This is a genomic window from Streptomyces sp. NBC_01390 (assembly GCF_045040105.1).
Lineage (GTDB): Bacteria > Actinomycetota > Actinomycetes > Streptomycetales > Streptomycetaceae > Streptomyces.
In genome coordinates this window covers 5,512,766-5,533,012 of record NZ_CP109551.1, presented here as the reverse complement: position 1 = coordinate 5,533,012, position 20,247 = coordinate 5,512,766, and the positions used below count along the sequence as shown (strand labels likewise).

Sequence of the window (20,247 nt, the reverse complement as noted above, 5' to 3'; positions counted from 1 at the left end):
GGCGTATGGGGTCGGCTTGGACGCTGTCCATACGATTCGTGAATGGTGAGCGGTGCGAGGCGCGCCGTGGGTGAGGAATCGGAGCGGACGTGAGCGTCGAGGCGGAAGCCGTGGGCGGGCAGAGCGATACAGCGAGGGACGCCCGGGAGCCAGACGAAGCCTCGTCAGCGAAGCGGCCGACTGACACTGGCGGATACGCAGCGGGCGCACAGGTCCTGATCCGGGACGAGCTGTGGCTGGTGCGCAACTGCAGGGACACCGACCGTGACGGATGGATGGTTGAGGTCACCGGCATCTCGTCGTTCGTCCGCGGGGTCGACGCCACCTTCTACGACCGGCTGGATGTCGTTCAGGAGCTGGACCCGCGCGAGACCGAGCTGGTGGCCGACGACTCTCCGAACCACCGCAGGTCCCGTCTGTTCCTTGAGGCGATCATGCGGAAGACGTTCCTGCCGCAGACCGAGCACGGCCTGGCGCTGGCGGACAACTTCCTCATGGATCAGCAGGTACACCAGCTGCGCCCGGCGGAGCTGGCGCTGTCGATGAAGAACCCGCAGCCGCGGATCCTGATCGCGGACGTGGTGGGTCTCGGTAAGACCCTGGAGATCGGGGTGCTGCTGGCGGAGCTGATCCGGCGGGGGCGCGGCGAGCGGATTCTGGTGGTGACGCCGCAGCACGTGCTGGAGCAGTTCCAGCGCGAGCTGTGGACCCGGTTCGCGATCCCGCTGGTGCGGCTGGACTCGACCGGCATTCAGCGGGTGCAGCAGGACATCCCCGCGGGGCGGAACCCGTTCGCGTACTTCAAGCGCGCGATCATCTCCGTGGACACCCTGAAGAGCGACGTGTACGCCCACCACCTGGACAACACAGACTGGGACGCCGTCGTCATCGACGAGTCCCACAACCTTGTCAACCGCGGCACGAAGAACAACGCGCTCGCCCGTCTACTGGCACGCAAGACCGACGCGCTGGTGCTGGCCTCGGCCACCCCGCACAACGGCGACGCCACCTCCTTTGCCGAGCTTGTCAGGATGCTGGACGAGGCCGCGATCGCCAATCCGTCCCAGTACGAGGTGAAGGACCTCGCGCACCTCTACATCCGCCGCACCAAGACCTCGGCCGAAGTCCGCGAGTCACTCAAAGGGACCTGGGCGGACCGCGGCCCGTCCCTGCCCCTCCACGCTCCGGCCACCGAGAAGGAACGCGCGGTCCTCAAGGAACTGGCCACCCGCTGGATCCCGGCCGACCCGGCGACTCCGTCGGCGAGCCGGCATCAGCTCGTCCCCTACCGGTTGCTGAAGTCGTTCCTCTCCTCGCACAAGGCGCTGTTGGCGACCATCAAGACCCGCATCGGAAACCTCGACAACCCGCCGCCCGACAAGCCCGACAACGGTTCGAAGACGCGGAAGCGGCCGGAGGACCCGGCGGTACGCGAAGCGGCACGCAAGGTCGAGCGGGCAGCCCTGACCGACCTGCAACACCTCGCCGAGCAGATCGAGGACCAGGACTCGGCGAAGCGGGCAGCCCTGCTGGACGAGCTGCGGAAGCTGGGCGTCGGCCCAGGCTCGGACACCCGAGTGGTCGTGTTCTCCGAGAGCATCCCCACCCTGAAGTGGCTGGCGGAGACCGTCCCGGCCGCACTCGGCTTCCGGCACACCACCAGCCCGGACGAGAAGAAGCCCTGGCTGGGATACGGCGGAGCCATACAGGTCATGCACGGCGAGGCCAGCACGGACCAGGAACAGCAGGACATCGTCGAGAAGTTCGGGCTGCGCGACGACCCGGTGCGCATCCTGTTCACCGGCGACGTCGCTTCCGAGGGCGTCAACCTGCATCAGCAGTGCCATCTGCTGATCCACTACGACCTGCCGTGGTCCCTGATCCGCATCGAGCAGCGCAACGGCCGTATCGACCGGTACGGGCAGGAACACCGGCCTGAGTTCCGCGCGCTGATCCTCACCAGTGACATCCAGTGGCGCACGGACGAGACGACCGGACAGCCGCGGACCCTGGATGACCGGCTGGTGGGTGAGAAGCTCCTCAGGCGTGAGGAGGAGGCCCACAAGATCGAAGGTTCAGCTGAGGCTGTGACCGGCCTGTACCGGGCCAAGGAAGAAGAGAACCGCCTCACCCAGGACCTGATCGCCGGCCGCACCGTCGAGGAGTCCATCAAGCAGTCCCAGCAGGGCGGAGCCGCCTTCCTCACCGGGCTGCTCGGCCAGGTGGGCGCAGTCCACGAACACCCCGAAGTGGCCCGCGCCGTCGTACCGAAGCTCTTCCGGTCCACCGCCGACTACTTCGACGAGGCACTGCGGCAGATCTCCCGTCCCAACCCCGAGGACATGCTGTCGTTGCGGCGCGACGACGACGGCACCATCGCCTTCGAGCCACCACGGGACCTGCTGTACCGGCTCAAGGCACTGCCCAAGTCGTACCTGGACGAACAGCAGATCCTGCCGCGCAAGACCGAGCCGGGACGTATGCGCATCACCTTTTCCAAGGACCTCGCCGGCGCACGCCTGAAGGCGGCGAGGGAGACTACCGCGTCCCAGTGGCCGAACGTCTCGTACGTCACCGACGTCCACCCGGTCCTGGACTGGCTCACGGACAAGGTGCTCGTCGAGATCGGGCGTCACAAGGCCCCGGTGCTCGCCGCCACCGTGGACAGCCCGACCTTCCTGGTCCAGGGCATCTACTCCAATGCGTTGGGCAAGCCCACCATCGTCGAGTGGATGGCCGTCTCCGGCCTTCCCGACAGCCCGCATGTCACAGCGCTGACCGCCGACGTACTGGAGAGCTACGGCGTGGGCCCGAACATGCCCGGCCGCGCCACGCCCCGCGACCTGCCGGGCCTCAGTGCGCTCGTGCCCGATGCCATCGATGCCGCACAGCGACAACTGGCCCTCCTTGAAGGCGCGTACCGCGAGCAGATCGAAGAGACCCTTGCTCCCTATCGCAAGAAGGTCACCGACTGGCGGCAGGACGCCCTCTTCGCCAGTGCGCGCCCGAAAGAAGCGGAGCTCGACCGTACGGCCAAGCGTCAGCTGAAGCTGGTCAAGTCCCTGGAGACGGCGGGCGAACCGATGCTGCGCCTGCTGGCCGTCCTCGAACCACAGACCGCCGCTGAAGGAGGCAACGAACGATGAGCACTGACTTCGACTCCTTCGCCAACCGTGGCGAGTATCTCTCCGCGCACTACTTCGCCGACCAGCTCGGCACCGACCTCAAGAAGGGCCTGTTCGCCACCTGGGCGCAGCGCGAGGGCGACGAGAACGACCCGCGCAAGACCCCGCGCGAGCTGCTGCGCACTCTGCGCACCCCCTACCTCGCCGACGAACTGCGAGGCTACTTCGCCAAGACCACCCAGGCCGACGCCGACGACGAAGCCCGCCTCAACACGCACAACAACCCCGAGTGGACCAAGCGCCTCGCAGAGTGGCACCAGATGGTCCTGCGGGCCCTCGGCTACGACACATCCCCGGCCGAGCTCACAGTGCACCGTGCCGGCCGCGACCACACCCTGCCCGTTGCCTATCACGGCCACGGCATCATCGCCCTCGACTGCGGCTGGACCGCTGCCAACGACGACGCCCTCAACCCCGACCGTGCCGGGCGGCTCCTGTCGTCCGTGCGGGTCAGCGCGAGCGAGTCGTACGAGACGGGTGCGGCCCTGGCCTCATGGCTCTTCCAGAGCGAGCTCGGCGAAGTAGGCGGCCCGCACCCCCGCTTCGTCCTGCTGCTGTGCGGCGGCGTCATCCTGCTCGCCGACCGCCAGGCCTGGAGCGAGGGCCGCTACCTCGCGGTGAACCTCGACGCCGCCCTGGAACGCAACGACCGCGCCCAGCAGGGCGAACTCGCCACCATCGCTGCCCTGTTCAGCCTGGACATGCTTCGCCCCGGCGAGAACAACACCAGCCGCGCGATCGACGCTCTGCTTAAGTCCTCCGGTGACAACGCGGCCGGCGTCTCCGGCGAACTGCGCTACGGCCTGCAGCGCTCGGTCGAGATCATCGCCAACGAAGTCCTGTACCGGATGGCCGACCCGAAGAACGACGTCACCCCGGCCGACATCGAAAGCCCCAAGATCCCCTTCGCGCGCGAGCTCACCCGCGAAGCGCTGCGCTACCTCTACCGCGTCCTGTTCTTGCTGTACGCGGAGGCCCGCCCCGAACTCGGCATCCTCCCCGCCGACGACGGGTCGTACGAGGCCGGCTACTCCATGGCCCGCCTGCGTGAACTCGTCGAGCGCGACGAGGAACTCGTCGAGGAGGAGGCCAAGAACGGCTTCCACCTCTTCCAGTCCCTCGATGTCCTCTTCAACAAGGTCAACTTCGGCCACCGCGCGTACGGCACCGAGCCCGACGACGACCAGCCCGGCGACGACGAGGAGACCCGCAAGGCCAAGGAGGCCCGCCGCAGCGAAGACCGCGGCCTGCGCTTCGAGGCCCTGCGCAGCGAACTCTTCGAGCCGACAGCCATTCGCCTCATCGGCACCGGCGTCTTGGACCCGCGCAGCGACGAGGACAACGACCCCCGATGGCTCGACCTGTGTCTGCGTAACGAGGCCCTGCACGAGGTCCTGCGGTTGCTCACCATGAAGAAGGGCAGGCGCGGCGAACGCGGCGGCTTCATCTCCTACCGCAACCTCGGCATCAACCAACTCGGTGCTGTCTACGAGGGTTTGATGTCCTACACCGGCATCATCGCCAAGGATGAGCTGTGCGAGGTGGCCCGAGGCGGTGACCCGGAGCAGGGTTCCTGGCTCGTCCCCTCGCACAAGCAGGACCAGTACCCCGACGAGACCCTCGTCCAGTACGGCGAGGACGATGCCCGCAAGGGCCTGCGCGGCGCCAAGAAGTACGAGAAGGGCTCGTTCGTCTACCGGCTCGCCGGCCGCGACCGGGAGACCTCGGCCTCGTACTACACCCCTGAGTCGCTGACCAAGGTCACCGTCGAGCTCACCCTCAAGCATCGCCTCGACCAGGAGCGGGACGAAGACGGGGGCGTCAAGAAGACGCGGGCGTCGGAGCTGCTGAAGTACAAGATCTGCGAGCCGGCGCTCGGTTCGGGCGCGTTCCTCAACGAGGCCATCAACCAGGTCGCCGACGAATACCTGCGCCGCCGCCAGGACGAGCTCGGCATCACCATCCCCGCGGCCCACGCGATCACCGAGAAGCAGAAGGTCAAGGCGTACATCGCCCTGCACAACGCCTACGGAGTCGACCTCAACGCGACGGGTGTTGAGCTGGCCGAGGTGTCCCTATGGCTCAACACCATGCACCCCGGCATGCGTGCTCCGTGGTTCGGCCTGCATCTGCGCCGGGGCAACTCGCTCATCGGCGGGCGCCGCGCGGTGTATGCGGGCGACGACGTGACGGGCAAGGACAAGGCCTGGCTGAAGGCGAAGGGCGCCCTGGCACCGACACCGCTGCCGTTCCTCAAGGACGGCGAGCCGCAACTGCTGCCCAACGACGCGGTGCACCAGTTCCTGTTGCCGAGCCCGGGCTGGGCCGCGGTCACGGGCTCGAAGGAAGCCAAGGAACTCGCCAAGGAAGGTGTCGAGCAACTTGCCGCCTGGAAGAAGGGGATCCTCCAGCGCCCCAAGCGCAGCACGGCACACCTCAACGCGGATGGCAGCCCCAAACTCAACCCCAAGACTAAGCAGCCGAAGCCGGAAGCACCCTCGCAGTTCACGAAGCTGCGGGACGCCGCACGGCGGGTCGAATTCCTGTGGGCGGCCGTCGTCAAGCGCATGGAACTCTCCGAGCAGGAAATCGCGCGCCGGATCGACCTGTGGCAGGCCTATCCGGCGGATCCCGAATACGCCTTCCTCCAGCACCCCGATCAGGCGGTGCCGAAGGAAAAGGTCCTGGAGGACCTCTTCAATGCCATCGACACTCCATACTGGCGACTGAAGAAGGTCATGGACGCCTGGTGCGCCCTGTGGTTCTGGCCGGTCGACAAGACCGGGTTGTTGGACGGGAGTGACGGCGAGTACGCGGCCCGGACCGTGGTCAGCGACGCGGATGGCCTCAGCGAGGTGCTCGGCGGGGTGCCGCTGACCGGGGAGCAGCCTGAGAGCGAGGCTGCTACCGAGCTGGCGGCCGTTGCCGCGCCGACGCCCGCCCCGCGGTTCGTCGAGGCGACGGCTCTGTTCGCACTGGGGCCTGAGCAGACCTCCTTCGAGGACCTCGAACTGTCCGCGGACGACGACGTGGTCGTGGAAGTGCGACAGGTCGGATCGAAAGGGGTGAAGAAGGGACCGGCCAAGCCGAAGGCGTCGGAACGGCGACCTATCGTCCCGCTTAAGGATCTCGACGACTGGCTGGAGTTCCTGGAAGCCATGCTGGGCACGGCCGACGTGCCCGAAGGCACCCTCATCGACAGTTTCAAGAGCCTCGATGAATTGAAGGGATTCGAAGAGACCCTTCCCGGCTTCATGGGAATGGACATCGATAACCCTGAGGATCGGTTCCCGTGGCTTCGGACGGTGCGCGACATCGCGGAAGAACAGGGCTTCCTGCACTGGGAGTTGGAGTTCGCTCTCATCTTCGCGCGAAGTGGCGGCTTCGATCTGCAGGTGGGTAACCCACCGTGGGTGCGGCCTGAGTGGCGAGAGAGCGTGGTTCTCGCCGAATACGAACCGTGGTTCATGCTCGAGGAGAAACCTTCTGTAGCGGAGAAGGACCGTCGACGAAGCGCTCAGTTGGCTAGTCCCGAGGCACTCAACTACGTACTTGGAGAACTAACCACAACGGCTACCATGGCTGACTATCTATCGGCCTCGCAGACCTACCCGCTTATTACTGGTAGTCAGCCTGACCTCTATCGTGCCTTCATGTGTTGCACCTGGGCGCACGCATCTGATGCTGGTGTCGTTGGGCTCCTCCATCCCGACAGTCACTTCAGCGGAAAGAAGGATGCGAAACTTCGGGTTGCGGCATATGAGAGGCTGCGTGTTCACGGAGGTTTCTTTAACGCTGGAAATCGATTCTTTCCAGCTCCTGTGAGCAGAGCTTGGACCTTCGGTGTGCATATCTATGGGAGCCTTGGCGAGATTGGTTTTGATCACCTCTCATGGCTTTTCTCTGCAGATGCCCTGAGGCTGTCAAGCGTCGACGACGGCACGGCGCCGGATCCGAGTGTGAAGTTCGGCGGTACATGGGATGAGCGTCCTCATCGTAAGCGCGTCGTCCATGTGACTGCTGAAATTCTCGCCCAATGGCAGCGCCTCACTGGAGATTCCGATGACCCCGTTGCCACCCGTTTGCTCTCTCCGGTGAGTACTGCCGAGCTACAGGCTATCGAGGCGCTGGCCACATACCCGCGGCATCTTGATTCGCTCAACCCTCGAATCACGCGTGGCTTTGATGAGAGCGGTGCAAGGAAGTCCGGTCTTATCGACCATGTTCGTGTCGATGACGATGGAACGAGGTTCGCTCCTCCAGTGTGGAGCGAGGTGATCCTTAAAGGGCCGCAGATTGGGGTTGCCAATCCACTATTCAAGACCCCTGTGGGGCGCGCTGAGGAAATGGTTCCGGTTGACCTCGCATCGATGCCAGATGACTATGTTCCGGGAACCGTGTACAGGCGTGTCTGTGAAGAAGTGCCGTACCGGAAGGCCCAGGACCAATGGATCGACCACCAGCTGCTGGATGCCCTACTCAAGGATAACGAGCGAGTTGCGCTGGTGCGCCAATCAATCGCAGCTAAGCAGAATATTCCTGGCGTTCAGGTAGGTGCACATGAGATTAGAGAACATCTGGCGGCAGAGGCCCGCCGTCCTTACACCGACTTCTTCCGGGTTTCCTGGCGAGAGATGATCTCACCCAACAGGGAGCAGGTCTTGTGCGCCGCGCTTGTACCTCCCGGCCCGACACACATTCACGCCGTTCGCAGCGCCGCCCTGGCAGACAATCGACTAACTGCTCTCTGGGCCGGTTTCTGGGCTTCGATGCCGCTCGACTACCTGCTGCGCACCACCGGCGTAGGGCATCTGGATGTTTCGGCTGCGCGCAACCTCCCCGCCCCCGTCCCAGGGCACCCTCTGGCATCCGCTCTATTGCTGCGCGCGCTGCGACTGAACTGCTTGACCGATGCATACACCTCCTTGTGGGCGGAAGTTTACGATCCCTCCTGGTCAGGCAAGGAGCCATGGGCGTACCCCTGGCCAGCCATGCAGCGGCTGGATGACGTTGGGCCTGAGTGGACATCCCGCACGCCAATGCGAACCGAACGGTCCCGGCGGGCTGCACTTGTCGAAATTGATGCGCTGGTTGCCGTATGGATCGGTGTGACTGCGGACGCCTTGGCCACGATGTACAACGCACGACTCTCCATTATGAAGAGCTTCGACACCGTTACTTGGTTCGACGCTAATGAACGCAAGATCGCGGGCGATCGGTATACGTATGGACATGGGCAGACAAAAGAGCACTACGAACAATTCCAAGCTCACCTGAATGCCTCAGGAGATGTTCCTCCCCCCGAGGGGTATGCCGCTCCCTTCTACAAGGCGAACCGAGAGAAGGAGATGCGCGAGGCGCACGCCGTCTTCCAGAAGCGGCTCGACGAGGCGATCGCCAACGGCGAGTGGGACCCGGTCAAGCAGGAGGTGCCGAAGCCGTGAGGCCAACGCTGGAGGCGCGGGGGCTCAAGGAGAGCCTGCTGCAGTATCTGTCGACGACGTATGCGTTGACGGACGAGGGCGCGCGGGAGGCGCTGCACCGGTTCCTGGGAGACGAGACGACGGGGATGTTCCGCGGGCCGTACCTGCGGATCCGCACTCCGTTCACGGCGGCCGGCGAAGGGTGGCGCAACCACCTGGAGTGGCAGCGCGAGGGGTTCACGCCGTACGCGCACCAGGCGGTCGCGTTCGAGCGGCTGACGTCGGCGAACGGGCACACGCCGCAGCCGACCCTCGTCACCACGGGCACGGGATCGGGTAAGACGGAATCGTTCCTCTACCCGGTGCTTGACCACTGCCGCCGGGAGCGAGAGGCGGGGAAGACCGGTGTCAAGGCGGTGTTCCTCTACCCGATGAACGCCCTCGCGACCGACCAGGCGCAGCGCATCAACGACCTGCTCACGCAGAACGACGAGGCGCTCGGCAGGCTCTGGGCGGGGCTGTACATCGGGGACCGGGCGGCGACCCAGTACGAGAAGGTGCGTACGCGGCGTTCCGACATGCAGCTGTCACCGCCGGACATCTTGATCACCAACTACAAGATGCTGGACCTGCTGCTGCAGCGCGAGGACGATGCCCCGCTGTGGCGGGAGGCGGACATCCGGTACGTGGTGGTGGACGAGTTCCACACGTACGACGGTGCGCAGGGCACCGATGTGGCGATGCTCCTGCGACGGCTCGCGTCCGCGGTCGGCATGTCCGAGAAGGGGCGCCCGTTGGGGCGTATCTGCCCGGTGGCCACCTCGGCGACGCTCGCATCGGGAACGGACGAAGACGGGGTGACGAGCCTGCTGGAGGTGGCGAGCGACGTCTTCGGTACGGAGTTCACGACGGAGTCCATCGTCGGGGAGAACCGGCTGTCGGTGGAGGAGTTCATCCCGCTGACGGACGTGAAGATGCAGGGGCTGCCCACCCCTGACGAACTGCTGGCTCTGCCCGATCCCGCTTCCGGTGAGGAGGCAATGCTCGACCTCATCAAAGCGGTGACCACGGTCCGCGATCCAGATCCGTTCCTGCTAGGCGAGAACCTGAAACGGCATCTGTTCACCCGGGCGGTGATGCAGGCGCTGGACGGTGAAGTGAAGACCAGCCCCGAAGTACTGGACGTCATGTGGCGTGCCGGCGCGGCGGGTTGGGCGGAAGCGGTGGCCCGGCAGCCGGAGAAGGCGGCTGAGGCGCTCGCCCGGTTCGTGGCGCTGCTGTCGTACGCACGGGACTCCAAGTCGCCTCCAGGGGAGCCGCGTCCGTTCGTGCACGTAGAGGTGCACCAGTGGGCCCGGTCCGTGTCCCGGCTGCTGCGCGGCGTATTGCCGTGGCCGAAGGCGGAGTTCCGATGGGATGCAGCGGGGATGGCGGACGCGAGCGCCACGGACGGAGGTCGTACGGCGCCGGTGACGACGGCGACATCGGGGCAGAGCGCCAACCTCTTCCTGCCGGCCATCTACTGCCGGGACTGCGGGCGGTCGGGCTGGGCGGTGTTCTCGCCGGAGAGCGATGACCACGACGTCCAGTTCGACACCTTCAAGATCCGTCGCGCCTCCCTCGGCCAGGATAAAGCCAGGGTACGGAACCTGATCGCGGCGACCGAACGGGAGGCGCGCGAGGGCTCCGGAGTGGCGCCAATGACGGCCGGCGGCAGGGGTACGAGCGCGGCATCGCAGGGCTCGGGCGGCTTGCTGATGGTGCTGGACGGCGCGCGCAAGCGGCTGCGGCTGCCGGATCCGCTCAACGACTACGACAAGGACACTAAGGAGCCGCGGCTGACCGCCCGCGACTCGGCGTTCGTGCTGGTCAACTTCGGCGGCACGGTGGCGAACACCGCGGCCAGGGAAGACTGGTGCGCGGCGTGCGGCGAGCGCAACGCCATCCGCTACCTGGGCACCGGGTCGGCCGCGATGGCCGCGGCGTCGATCACGCAGCTGTTCACAGGCGGGGAGCTCGACAAGAAGCTGCACGAGGACAAGACGCTGATGTTCAACGACTCGGTGCAGGATGCAGCGCACCGGGCCGGGTTCGTCGCGAACCGTTCGTACACCTTCTCGCTGCGTGCCCTGCTGGCCAAGCATCTAAGGCACGACCAGCCGACGCCACTCAACGACCTGATCGCGGGCGTGGTTGAGGCCACCACGGACAAGGACACGCTGGCTGCGGTGGTGCCGCCGGATCTGCACGGCTACAAGGGTGTTGATCGGCTGCTGTCCGGCGAGGGGCGTGGCGGGAACCTGCCGACGTGGCGTCTGATCGGGCAGCGCCTCGCGTTCGAGGCACTGATGGAGTTCGGTTTCCGCTCGCGCAACGGCCGCACCCTGGAACTGACCAGGACCGCTGCTGCGCAGGTTCGTATCGACGATGCGGCGGCCGTCGTAGCCCTCGTCAAACGGATCCACGAGGAGTGTGTGCGCGACGGTGTCCCGCTGATCGCTCAGGACGATGCACGCTATCTGGCGTTCGTACGGATCTTCTTGGAACGGCTGCGCACACGGGGTGCAGTGGCGCATAGGTGGTTGAGCAAGTACGTGGACGAGGCGGGTACCAGCCGGTACTTCATCTGGGGCAAGCGGGCGCCTGGCATGCGGGCTTTCCCTAAACGCGTCGCGGCCCCAGTGTTCCTGCTCAGCCAGCCCAAGAACGGCAGCGAGTTCGACTTCGCGACTGGGCGGTTGTCCTGGTACGAGCGGTGGGCAGGCCGCTGCCTCGGTCTCCCGCGCGAAATGGCGCCTGACTTCTGGAGTCGACTGCTGCCAGAGCTGGCCTCGCTCGGCCTGCTCTCGGTCCGTACTCCGACTGACACCTCGGTACGGGTGTACGGGCTGAAGCCGGGCAACATTGAGGCGCAGCTGCTGGACGACGAGCAGGTGCGTCACGCCTACGTGCGCTGCCCGGTGTGTTTCTGGGAGCAGACGGTCCACCCGTCCCTGCTCGACCAGTGGCACGAGCAGCCATGCCCTTCCTACCGCTGCCGCAATGGCCGCCTGGTGGCCGGCGACCGGCCCGAGGGCCTGGGCGTGCACCACCGTGACCGCGACTACACCGACGACTACTACCGGCGTCTGTACCGCGGTGCGGGCACCTATCAGGTGGTCACCGCCGAGCACACCGGGATGCTCTCCCGTCCCGAGCGGGAGAACGTGGAGAAGGCATTCAAGCGCCGGGAGGGTTTCAAGGACCCCAACGTCCTGTCGTGCACCCCGACGCTGGAGATGGGCATCGACATCGGTGACCTGTCGGCGGTCGTGTTGGCCGCGCTGCCGCGTCGCCCTGCCAGCTATGCCCAGCAGGTCGGGCGAGCGGGACGCCGTACGGGCAATGCGTTCTTGCTGACCATCCCCGACCGGCGGCGCCGCGACCTGTATTTCCTGGAGCGGCCCAAGGATCTGATCGCGGGCACGATCGTGCCGCCGGGCTGTCATCTGTCGGCTATCGAGATCCTGCGCCGCCAGTACCTGGCGCACCTGCTGGACCTTGCGGCCGCCGGACGTCTGGTGCGTGCTGATGGCATCGTGCTGCGGGCGCTGCCGCACAAGGCGCCCCGTCTGTTCGGGCCGTCGGGCTACCTGGTCGACCTGGTGGAGCTGGCCATTGCGCAGGGCGAGGAACTGGCGGAGGGATTCCTGGAGCTGTTCCCCTCCGGTGTCAACGACCAGGCCAAGGCTGATCTGCGCGCGTACGCCACCCACGATCTGCGCGGCAAGGTCGAGGAGGCCGAGCGGGAGTGGTTCCGCGGCCAGCAGGCGCTGCGGGCCCGGCTGCGTGAGATCGACGAGGCCCACGAGGACCTGCACGACTCCGATCCGGACCAGGCGCGGCAGAAGGCCGAACTGGACGCCGAACGGCGCGGAGTCGGCCGCCGCCTGATGAACCTGGGCGAGACATCGGCCCAGACCGCCCTGTGTGACCTGGGGCTGTTGCCCAACTACGCGCTGATCGACTCCACGACCATCCTGTCGGCGACGCTGTACGGCGAGGACGGGGTGGACGCCAAGACGGGGCAGGTGAGGTACACCTCCACCACCGACTCCTACGAGAGGCCGCGGCGTATCGCACTGGAGGAGATGGCCCCGGGCAACACCTTCTACGTCAACGGCCACAAGCATCAGATCACCGGTCTGGAGATCGCCACCGGCGGTCGGCAGGAGTGGCGTACCTGGCGTGTATGCCCGGGCTGTGGATACGTGCGTACCGAGGACGCCGCCGAGGACCGGTCACCGTGCCCGCGCTGCAAGACCAGCCATATCGCGGACGACGGCTCCTGCCTGTTCCAGATCGTCGAACCGGCGACCGTGACCTCGCGGGACAAGCGGGAAGACGCCCAGATCCGCGACGACAAGGATGACCGGGACCGCCGCTTCTACACGGTCGTGGACGCGGTCGACATCCCGGTGGAGGCCATCGAGCCGGGCTCCTGGCGGCACGAGAGCCAGACGTTCGGCGTCGACTACTGCCGCAAGGCGATGATCCGCCGGATCAACGTCGGACCGGTCCGCTACGACGCCCCGAACCGCGACGACTTCGCCGGCCACCGGGTGCGCCTGAACCCGTTCCACGTGTGCACGGCCTGCGGCGCGGCCACCGCGGACGGGCAGCCGGTCTTCGACCACGACACCGACGCGCTCGACTCCCTCGCTGCCCGCAGCGGAGCACTCAAGCACCACCGTCCCTGGTGTCCGCTGCGGCGCGGAAAGAAGGACGGCGTCCGGCAGGAACCGGTCCTGCTCGCCCACAAGTTGGAGACCGAAGCTCTGCGGGTCCTCATCCCCGCCGCCACCGCCGACGTCGATTCCAAGGTGCACTCCTTCAGGGCCGCACTTCGCCTCGGAGTGGACCTGCACTTCGGCGGCGACCCGCAGCACCTTGCCACCACCGTCGCCTCCATGCCGGACAACGAGAGCGGAGAGCGCCGCTGGTTCCTCGTACTCTTCGACTCGCTGCCCGGTGGTACCGGCTACCTGGACCGGCTCACCGATCCGATCGCGTTCCGCGACACCCTGGCCAAGGCATACGAGATGCTCAAGGAGTGCCCGTGCGCCGAGGAACAGCGCCGGGCTTGCCACCGCTGCCTTCACCGCTACACCCCGGAGCCGTTCCAGGACATCGTCTCGCGCCAGGCCGCGCTGACGATGCTGGAGTCTCTGCTGTTCAAGCAGGACGGCTCGGACGGCTGGGAATGGAGCGAGGTCGACCACACCGGACTGGTCGGCCTGGACGCCCAGGTCGAATCCGACCTGGAGGCGCGCTTCCTGGCGGCCCTGCGCGACTGGGTAAAGGTCACCGACGACGCCTCCCTCGACGAGGATGGCCACGCGAGCGGGCATCTGCGCTTCACCGACGGCCCCGGCGTCATGCACTGGCGACTGACCGCGCAGCAGCAACTCCGAGGCACCGTCACCGACTTCACCTTCACCCGCATCGACGGACCCGCCCAGAGCGTCAAGGTCTACCTCGAAGGCTTCCGCTTCCACGCGAGCCGCGAGCACAACCAGATCGCTACCGACGCGGCGAAGCGCACTCTCCTGCGCGCCGAAGGAGAGACCGTCTTCCAGATCACCTGGGCGGACATCGATCTTTTCGAGAAGCGCCCCACCCGTACACAGCCCGTGTGGCCGCCGTACCGGGGCACGGCTCAGGAACAGGCCAAGACCGCCTACGAGCAGTACGGCGGGCAGCGCGCACACTTCGCCTCCGCCGTCTTCGCCAACCCCATCGATACCCTGATCGCCTACCTGCGCGATCCGGATGCCGACCGCTGGGCCCGCCGGGCCCGCGCCCTGGTCACCGGACTGACGGCCCAGCCAGGCACGGCCCCGGTCACCGCGACCGGGCGCCGCAGCGAACTGGTGGCAGCCCTGCGCGGCCAACTGGCCACCTTCTCCGCCACCGAGCGCCACGACAAGCCGGTCGTAGCGGATGCCGCCGGCATCGGCCCCGTCCACGTCTTCCGCACGCAGGACGAGACCGGGCTGCCGATCGTGTTCGCCCTGGACGCTGCCGACCCCGAGGCCCTGAAGTGGACAGCCCTCGCCGTGCTCGACGACTCCGAAGCCGTGCTGGACACGGACGAGCACAAGGAGCGCTGGCGGTCCTGGCTGTACTGGACCAACCTCACCCAGTTCCTGTCCCTGGCCGGCGGTGACGGCGTCCAACTTGCCACCAGCAAGGCCGCGGACTTCGAGATCGAGGTCCTCGCGGTCTGCGGCGGGCTCGGCGAACTCGACTCACTGATCGGCGCCCCCGCACCCGTCGTGTCCGAGGCGCCCGTGACCGCGGTCAAGCCCGTCGACCCGGACCCCAGGCACGACTCGGCCGTCGAAGCCGCCGTTGCCCAGGCGCTCCGCGACGCCGTCTGGGACGAGGACATCCTGGAGATCCTGCGCGAAGACGCCGACGAGTGGCCCGACCTGCTCCGCCTCGCCGGGATTCTCGCCGATCGAGGCAAGAAGGCACCTGTCTTCGGCTACGAACTGGGCAGTAGCAGCCGCTGGCCGGCCGACTTCGCCTGGCACACCAACGGCATCAAGATCGCCGTAGTCTCCGCCCACCAGGGCGAGGACGACGACGAGGCACAGCGACGCGACGCCGCGTACGTCGAGGACGGCTGGACAGCACGCACCGCCGCCGAATGGCTCGCCCACCTCGACGAACTGCTCGACCAGCTCCCCGACACGGAAGAAGGCACTCCCCGATGACGGCCCGGCTCAGCCTGTACCGCAAAGCCGAACAGGAGCTGTACAAGCTCGACCGCTCGGTCAAGGCCCAGTTCTACGACTTCTGCCACAGCTTCCGGAACAAGCCCGACCTGCCGGGACTGAGGAAGAAGAAACTCAAGGGCGACTCCCGTATCCACTCGGCCCGTGTCTCCCAGGACTACCGGGCCCTGCTCACGCAGACCGGAGTCGACGCGGACGGCACCGAGAGCTGGCTGGTCATCGCCGTCCGTCACCGCAAGGACGTCTACGAAGAGCTTCAGGTCGCCGTCAACCGCGTCACCGGCGAGATCGAGTTCGTCGACCTCGCCGTCGTCGGCGACAGCGCCCTCCGCCGGGCTGGCATCACCCTCACCCCGTCCGAGCCGGAGGCGCAGGGACCCAAGCCCGCTCCCGAGCCGGAGCCCGAGTCGGCGGCGCCACCGCTGCTGGCCGCGTACGACGCCGAGCAACTGCGCGAACTCGGCGTGGCCGAGCAGCTGATCGAGCTGGCGCTCACGGTGACCATCAGCGCCGAACTCGACCAGCTCGTTGAGGGTGCCCCGCTGCTGTCGAAGGACATCCTGTACGGCCTCGCCGCCGGAATGGGCATCGACGACGTTCGCAAGGAGATCACCGGACCGGTCGAACTCGACCAGCGCCCCGATCCCGACGACTTCGCCACCGCCCTCTCCCGCACCAAGGTCACCACGGTCGACGACGCCGTTCGCGTCGTCATTGAAGAGGGCGACTTCCGTGCGTGGAAGGTCTTCCTCCACCCCACGCAGGAACGCATCGTCCACCGCCACTACAAGGGTCCCGCCCGCGTATCCGGCGGCCCCGGCACCGGCAAGACCATCGTTGCCCTGCACCGCGTCAAGCACCTCGCCGAACAGCTGCCCCCCGGCCACAACAAGCCGATCCTGCTGACCACGTTCACCAAGAACCTCACCACTGATCTGCGGCTGCGGCTCGCCTCCCTCATCGAACCCGACCTCCTTGCCCGCGTCGACATCGCCCACATCGACCAGCTCGCCGCGCGCGTCCTAGGCGAGAACACCGCCCCTGGACGCGGCAAGCAGCGGGTCTACGATCATGTGGCCCTGAACGAGATGCGCCAGCTCCTGGCCGAACTCGACGACCGACGCTTCGAGCCGGAGTTCCTCCTGGAGGAGTGGGAACAGGTCATCCTCGGCCAGTCGGTCCCCACCCGCTCCGACTACTTCAAGGCACGCCGCGCCGGCCGAGGCCGCGCGCTGACCCGCCCCGAGCGCAACCACATCTGGAAGCTCATCGAGCAGTTCACCGCCCGCCTCGACAAGCTCGGCGTCGAAACCTGGGGCCAGGCCGCCGAGCGCGCCGCCCGCTTCGAGATCGAGCGCGCCGCGAAGATCAGGAAACGCCGCGAGTACAAGGAAGAGATCGGCGGCAAGGACCTCATCCACCGCGACGACAGCTCCGGCATGCGCTACATCGGCTACCGCTACCGGCACATCGTCGTCGACGAGGCCCAGGACCTGCGTCCCGCACACTGGAAGATGCTGCGGGCCATGGCCGACCCCGAACAGCCCAACGACATGTTCGTCGCGGGCGACACCCACCAGCGCATCTACGACCACCAGGTCGCTCTCGGCGCCCTCGGCATCCACATCCGAGGCCGAGCCTCACGGCTGACCCTCAGCTACCGCACCACGAAGGAGATCCTCGCCGAGGCCCTCCGCGTCGTCGACCCCAAGAGCAAGAACGAGAAGGTCACTTACGACGACCTCGACGACGGAACCGACACGCTCGCCGGATACCGTTCCGTCCTCCACGGTCCCAAGCCCGACTTCAACCGGTACGACACCTGGGACGACGAACTCGCCGGACTCGCCACCACCCTGAGCACGTGGCGCGAAGAACTGTCCACTGACGACAAGGGCGCCTCCCTCGACCCCAGCGGCCGCATCGCCGTGTGCGTGGCCGACCGCGACATGGTCAGCCAGACCATGTATTACCTGGCCACCAAGGCGGGCATCACCTGCGCCGAACTCACCAAGGACGGCCCCAAGGGCGACGGCGAAGTCCACGTCGGCACCATGCACCGCTTCAAGGGACTCGAATACCAACGGCTTGCCATCGTCGGCGCCAGCGACGGCATCATCCCGCGCAGCAGCGTCATCGAGCGCTATCGCACCGAAGACCCGCCCCGCTATGAACGCGAGCAGCGCAAGGCCCGCTCCCTGCTGTTCGTCGCCACGACCCGAGCCCGCGACGCCCTGAACATCAGCTGGCACGACAAACCCAGTCCGTACCTGCCGATCTGACGCGCCGTACGGCACTCCCGGGCCGGAATTGCCTACGGGGCTCCGGCCCGGGACAGGGAACTCGCCTCATAGCGCAGCTGGTAGGCACGTACGCCGGTGCCGTTCATGCGGTAGAGCGTGATCGCCGACAGGAACTGCTCCTTGACCTCCGCGGTGCGCCGGCGCTCCTTCTCTCCGATGCCGCTGATCCACTCCTCGATGTGCTCCGGGAGCTTGAAGGCCAACTCATAGGCGCCGACCGCGTCCGCGGGTGACAACGTCCACTCCGCCGCGGCCCCCATGCCCCGTCGCTTGATCCGCACCGTATGGTCGGGCTTCGCCTCCGCGTACTCCAGGAACCCTCGGTGATCATTGGCGGCGAGCGGCAGGATGAATGGCGCGGCAGGGAAACCGAGCAGCAGCTCCGCGTCGCTGTGCTGCCGCAGCACAGTGGCGAACTCCTCAACCACGGTGCCGGCCGCCTGCTTGAACTTCCCTTCGGGGATGGAGACCGACGGCAGCAGGTCCAGAGGGGACGTCGCCAGCGCCTTCCGCAGCTCCGCACGCATCCAGTTCAGCGGAAAGGGGGCCGACTTCGGCAGATGCTGCTGTGCCGCGCACAGACTCGTCGCCGTAGCACCGATGTGGCCAAGCAGCCAGGCGAAGGAGGCACCCGACAGGTCCACGAGAGAGATCTGGTGGGCGAGCGCGTACTTTTGGGCATCAGGGGTGAACCCGCTCGCCGAGAACAACGCGTATGAGTACTTGTACCGCTGCCGGGGCCGCGTCCCGGCGCCTGTCATGAAGTTCTCGTTCACGTCGTGCACGACACCGTGGGCGTTCCGGACGACCTCCAACTCGCAGCGTGTCTGGTAGTACTTAGCTTCCAGAAACAGCCGCACCGGCATGGAGAACGCCGGGGTGAAGGCGAACTCCCCGAGAACGTCGACCTGGTGGAACGCGCCCCGCCCTCGAACCCGGAGAGTCTGGCCCTCCGTCACCAACTCGACCGGATCCTGATCTTCGTGGACGAGAAGGCGGTAGCCGCTGAAGCGCAGCAGCCAGGCCAGCGACTCTTCCAGTAAGTAGCCCCGCAACGACGAGTCCTTGAGCACCCTTGTGCTCCCTCCCTCTGAGCCGATCACGCACAGGCAAACGTGATCATCTCATCCGTGCGGCTGGAGGAGACGGTCACGTTATGGGGGCGGTACTGGAATGCACCGGTTGAGCGAAGGCTTCGAGCGGAGTTGACCCAGGATGACTTCGTACTGGCCGGGCCGGAGGCATGAGCATGAGGGCGACCCGGCCGGGGTCGACGGACCGCAGACGCCGAAGGGTGGCTGGTGCATCGAGACACCGATGCTCCAGCCGCCGTCCGCTTGCGTCAGGCTGCCTCGAACGCCCGACGGATCAGAGGCCCCGCCTTCTCAAGGTCGGCAGCAGAGGCGATCCGCACCTCCAGGTCGCCCGTCCCGAGGTGACCGATGCCGCGCATGTCGCGGGAGAAGCCCTCATCCAGCTCGACCGTGTCCGGGTCGACCTTGAGATAGACCAGGATCGCCTTGTGCTTCGGGCGGAAGATCACCGAGGCGAGGTTCACCATCCGCCGGTAGGCGATGTAGTGCAGCAGCGGCGCCACCTCCACCTCGCCCCACGCGGTGAGGGCCTCGTCCAGCTCGCCATACAGGTCCCGTAGGCAAGCGGGAGCCGCGTTCAAGGTCGCCTGGACCGACGGCTTCCCGTCACCGCCGGCGGGACCAGCCGCCACCTCCCGCTCCCGGCTTTGCCGCCGAGCCGGAGCCGGGCTCGCAGACCCAGGGGCGGACTCGATCAGCAACAGGCTCAGCAGCCCGCCGTCGAAGACGCGATAGCGCACCAGGTCGATCCGCTCGTGCAGACGGTGCACCGCGACCCGGTCGTGGTGCGAGAAGCTGGCCGCGATACAGACCATCCGCGGGTTCCGCCAGTCGATCGCCTCGGCGGCCTCGGCACCCAGCTTCTCCTTGACCAGGGCCTCGAACTCGTGCCGTGCGGAGCACAGCCACGACAGGTAAGAGACGGCCTGCGACATGACCCCGCTATCGGCGCCTTTTTTGTATTCGATCACGACGGGCGTGTTGTTCTCGTCGAGCCCGAGCGTGTCGATCCGGCCGCGGTGCCAGGGCCCTGTCGGGTACTCGGACGCCAGGAAGCGGATGCCGAGCATCGCCTCCATCCCCGCCTCGATCCGACGCTGAAGCTCCACCTCCAGCGCTACCGTCGAACCCCGCAGCTCGATGTCCCGGCCATCGGCATCCAGCTGGAACAGCTTCAGGTCGGTCACCAGCGTCCCCCTCCTGCGATCACTACAGGAGGTCAATCGATAGCGGTACCGCACTATTCCGGCCGGAAGGATGAGTGCCCCAGCTCCGTACGCAGGGCGATTTCGCGCAGGTCACGTGGATCGGGCAAAACCTCATGCACCAGCCGTAGTTACCTGGGTAGCATCACGAATCACAAGGAGCGTTCTGCACAGGGAGCATCGGTGGATCCTCATCGTCACATGGCTACCAGTTCGGCCTCTGATGGCGATGGCGCCCGATCCTCGGCCAGCCCC

The 20,247-nt window shown here is 66.7% G+C and carries 6 protein-coding genes; 4 read left to right on the top strand and 2 right to left on the bottom strand.

Features of this window, described 5'->3' with window-relative positions:
• Positions 1-89 precede the first annotated feature (89 nt).
• From OG241_RS24880 to OG241_RS24865, 4 genes are read left to right on the top strand one after another with little or no spacing between them, the layout of a single operon-like run.
• Complete coding sequence (locus OG241_RS24880) at positions 90-3,146, top strand: SNF2-related protein (RefSeq protein WP_405818017.1); 3,057 nt, start codon at positions 90-92, stop codon at positions 3,144-3,146.
• Complete coding sequence (locus OG241_RS24875; RefSeq protein ID WP_405818015.1) at positions 3,143-8,629, top strand: hypothetical protein; 5,487 nt, start codon at positions 3,143-3,145, stop codon at positions 8,627-8,629. The genes OG241_RS24880 and OG241_RS24875 overlap by 4 nt, the downstream gene beginning before the upstream one ends.
• Entirely contained in the window at positions 8,626-15,369 is a 6,744-nt protein-coding gene (locus OG241_RS24870) for a DEAD/DEAH box helicase (protein WP_405818013.1), read from the top strand. The genes OG241_RS24875 and OG241_RS24870 overlap by 4 nt, the downstream gene beginning before the upstream one ends.
• A complete protein-coding gene (locus OG241_RS24865) occupies positions 15,366-17,672 on the top strand; it encodes a UvrD-helicase domain-containing protein (RefSeq protein ID WP_405818011.1) in 2,307 nt (768 codons plus the stop codon). Before OG241_RS24870 ends, OG241_RS24865 begins: the two co-directional genes overlap by 4 nt.
• Before the next feature lie 32 nt (positions 17,673-17,704).
• Here the strand turns inward: OG241_RS24865 and OG241_RS24860 are convergent, their stop codons facing one another.
• Both OG241_RS24860 and OG241_RS24855 read right to left on the bottom strand, forming a co-directional pair.
• A complete protein-coding gene (locus OG241_RS24860; RefSeq protein ID WP_405818009.1) occupies positions 17,705-18,766 on the bottom strand; it encodes a hypothetical protein in 1,062 nt (353 codons plus the stop codon).
• A 269-nt stretch (positions 18,767-19,035) separates the two neighbouring features.
• Complete coding sequence (locus OG241_RS24855) at positions 19,036-19,974, bottom strand: DUF5655 domain-containing protein (protein WP_405818007.1); 939 nt, start codon at positions 19,972-19,974, stop codon at positions 19,036-19,038.
• Positions 19,975-20,247 lie beyond the last annotated feature (273 nt).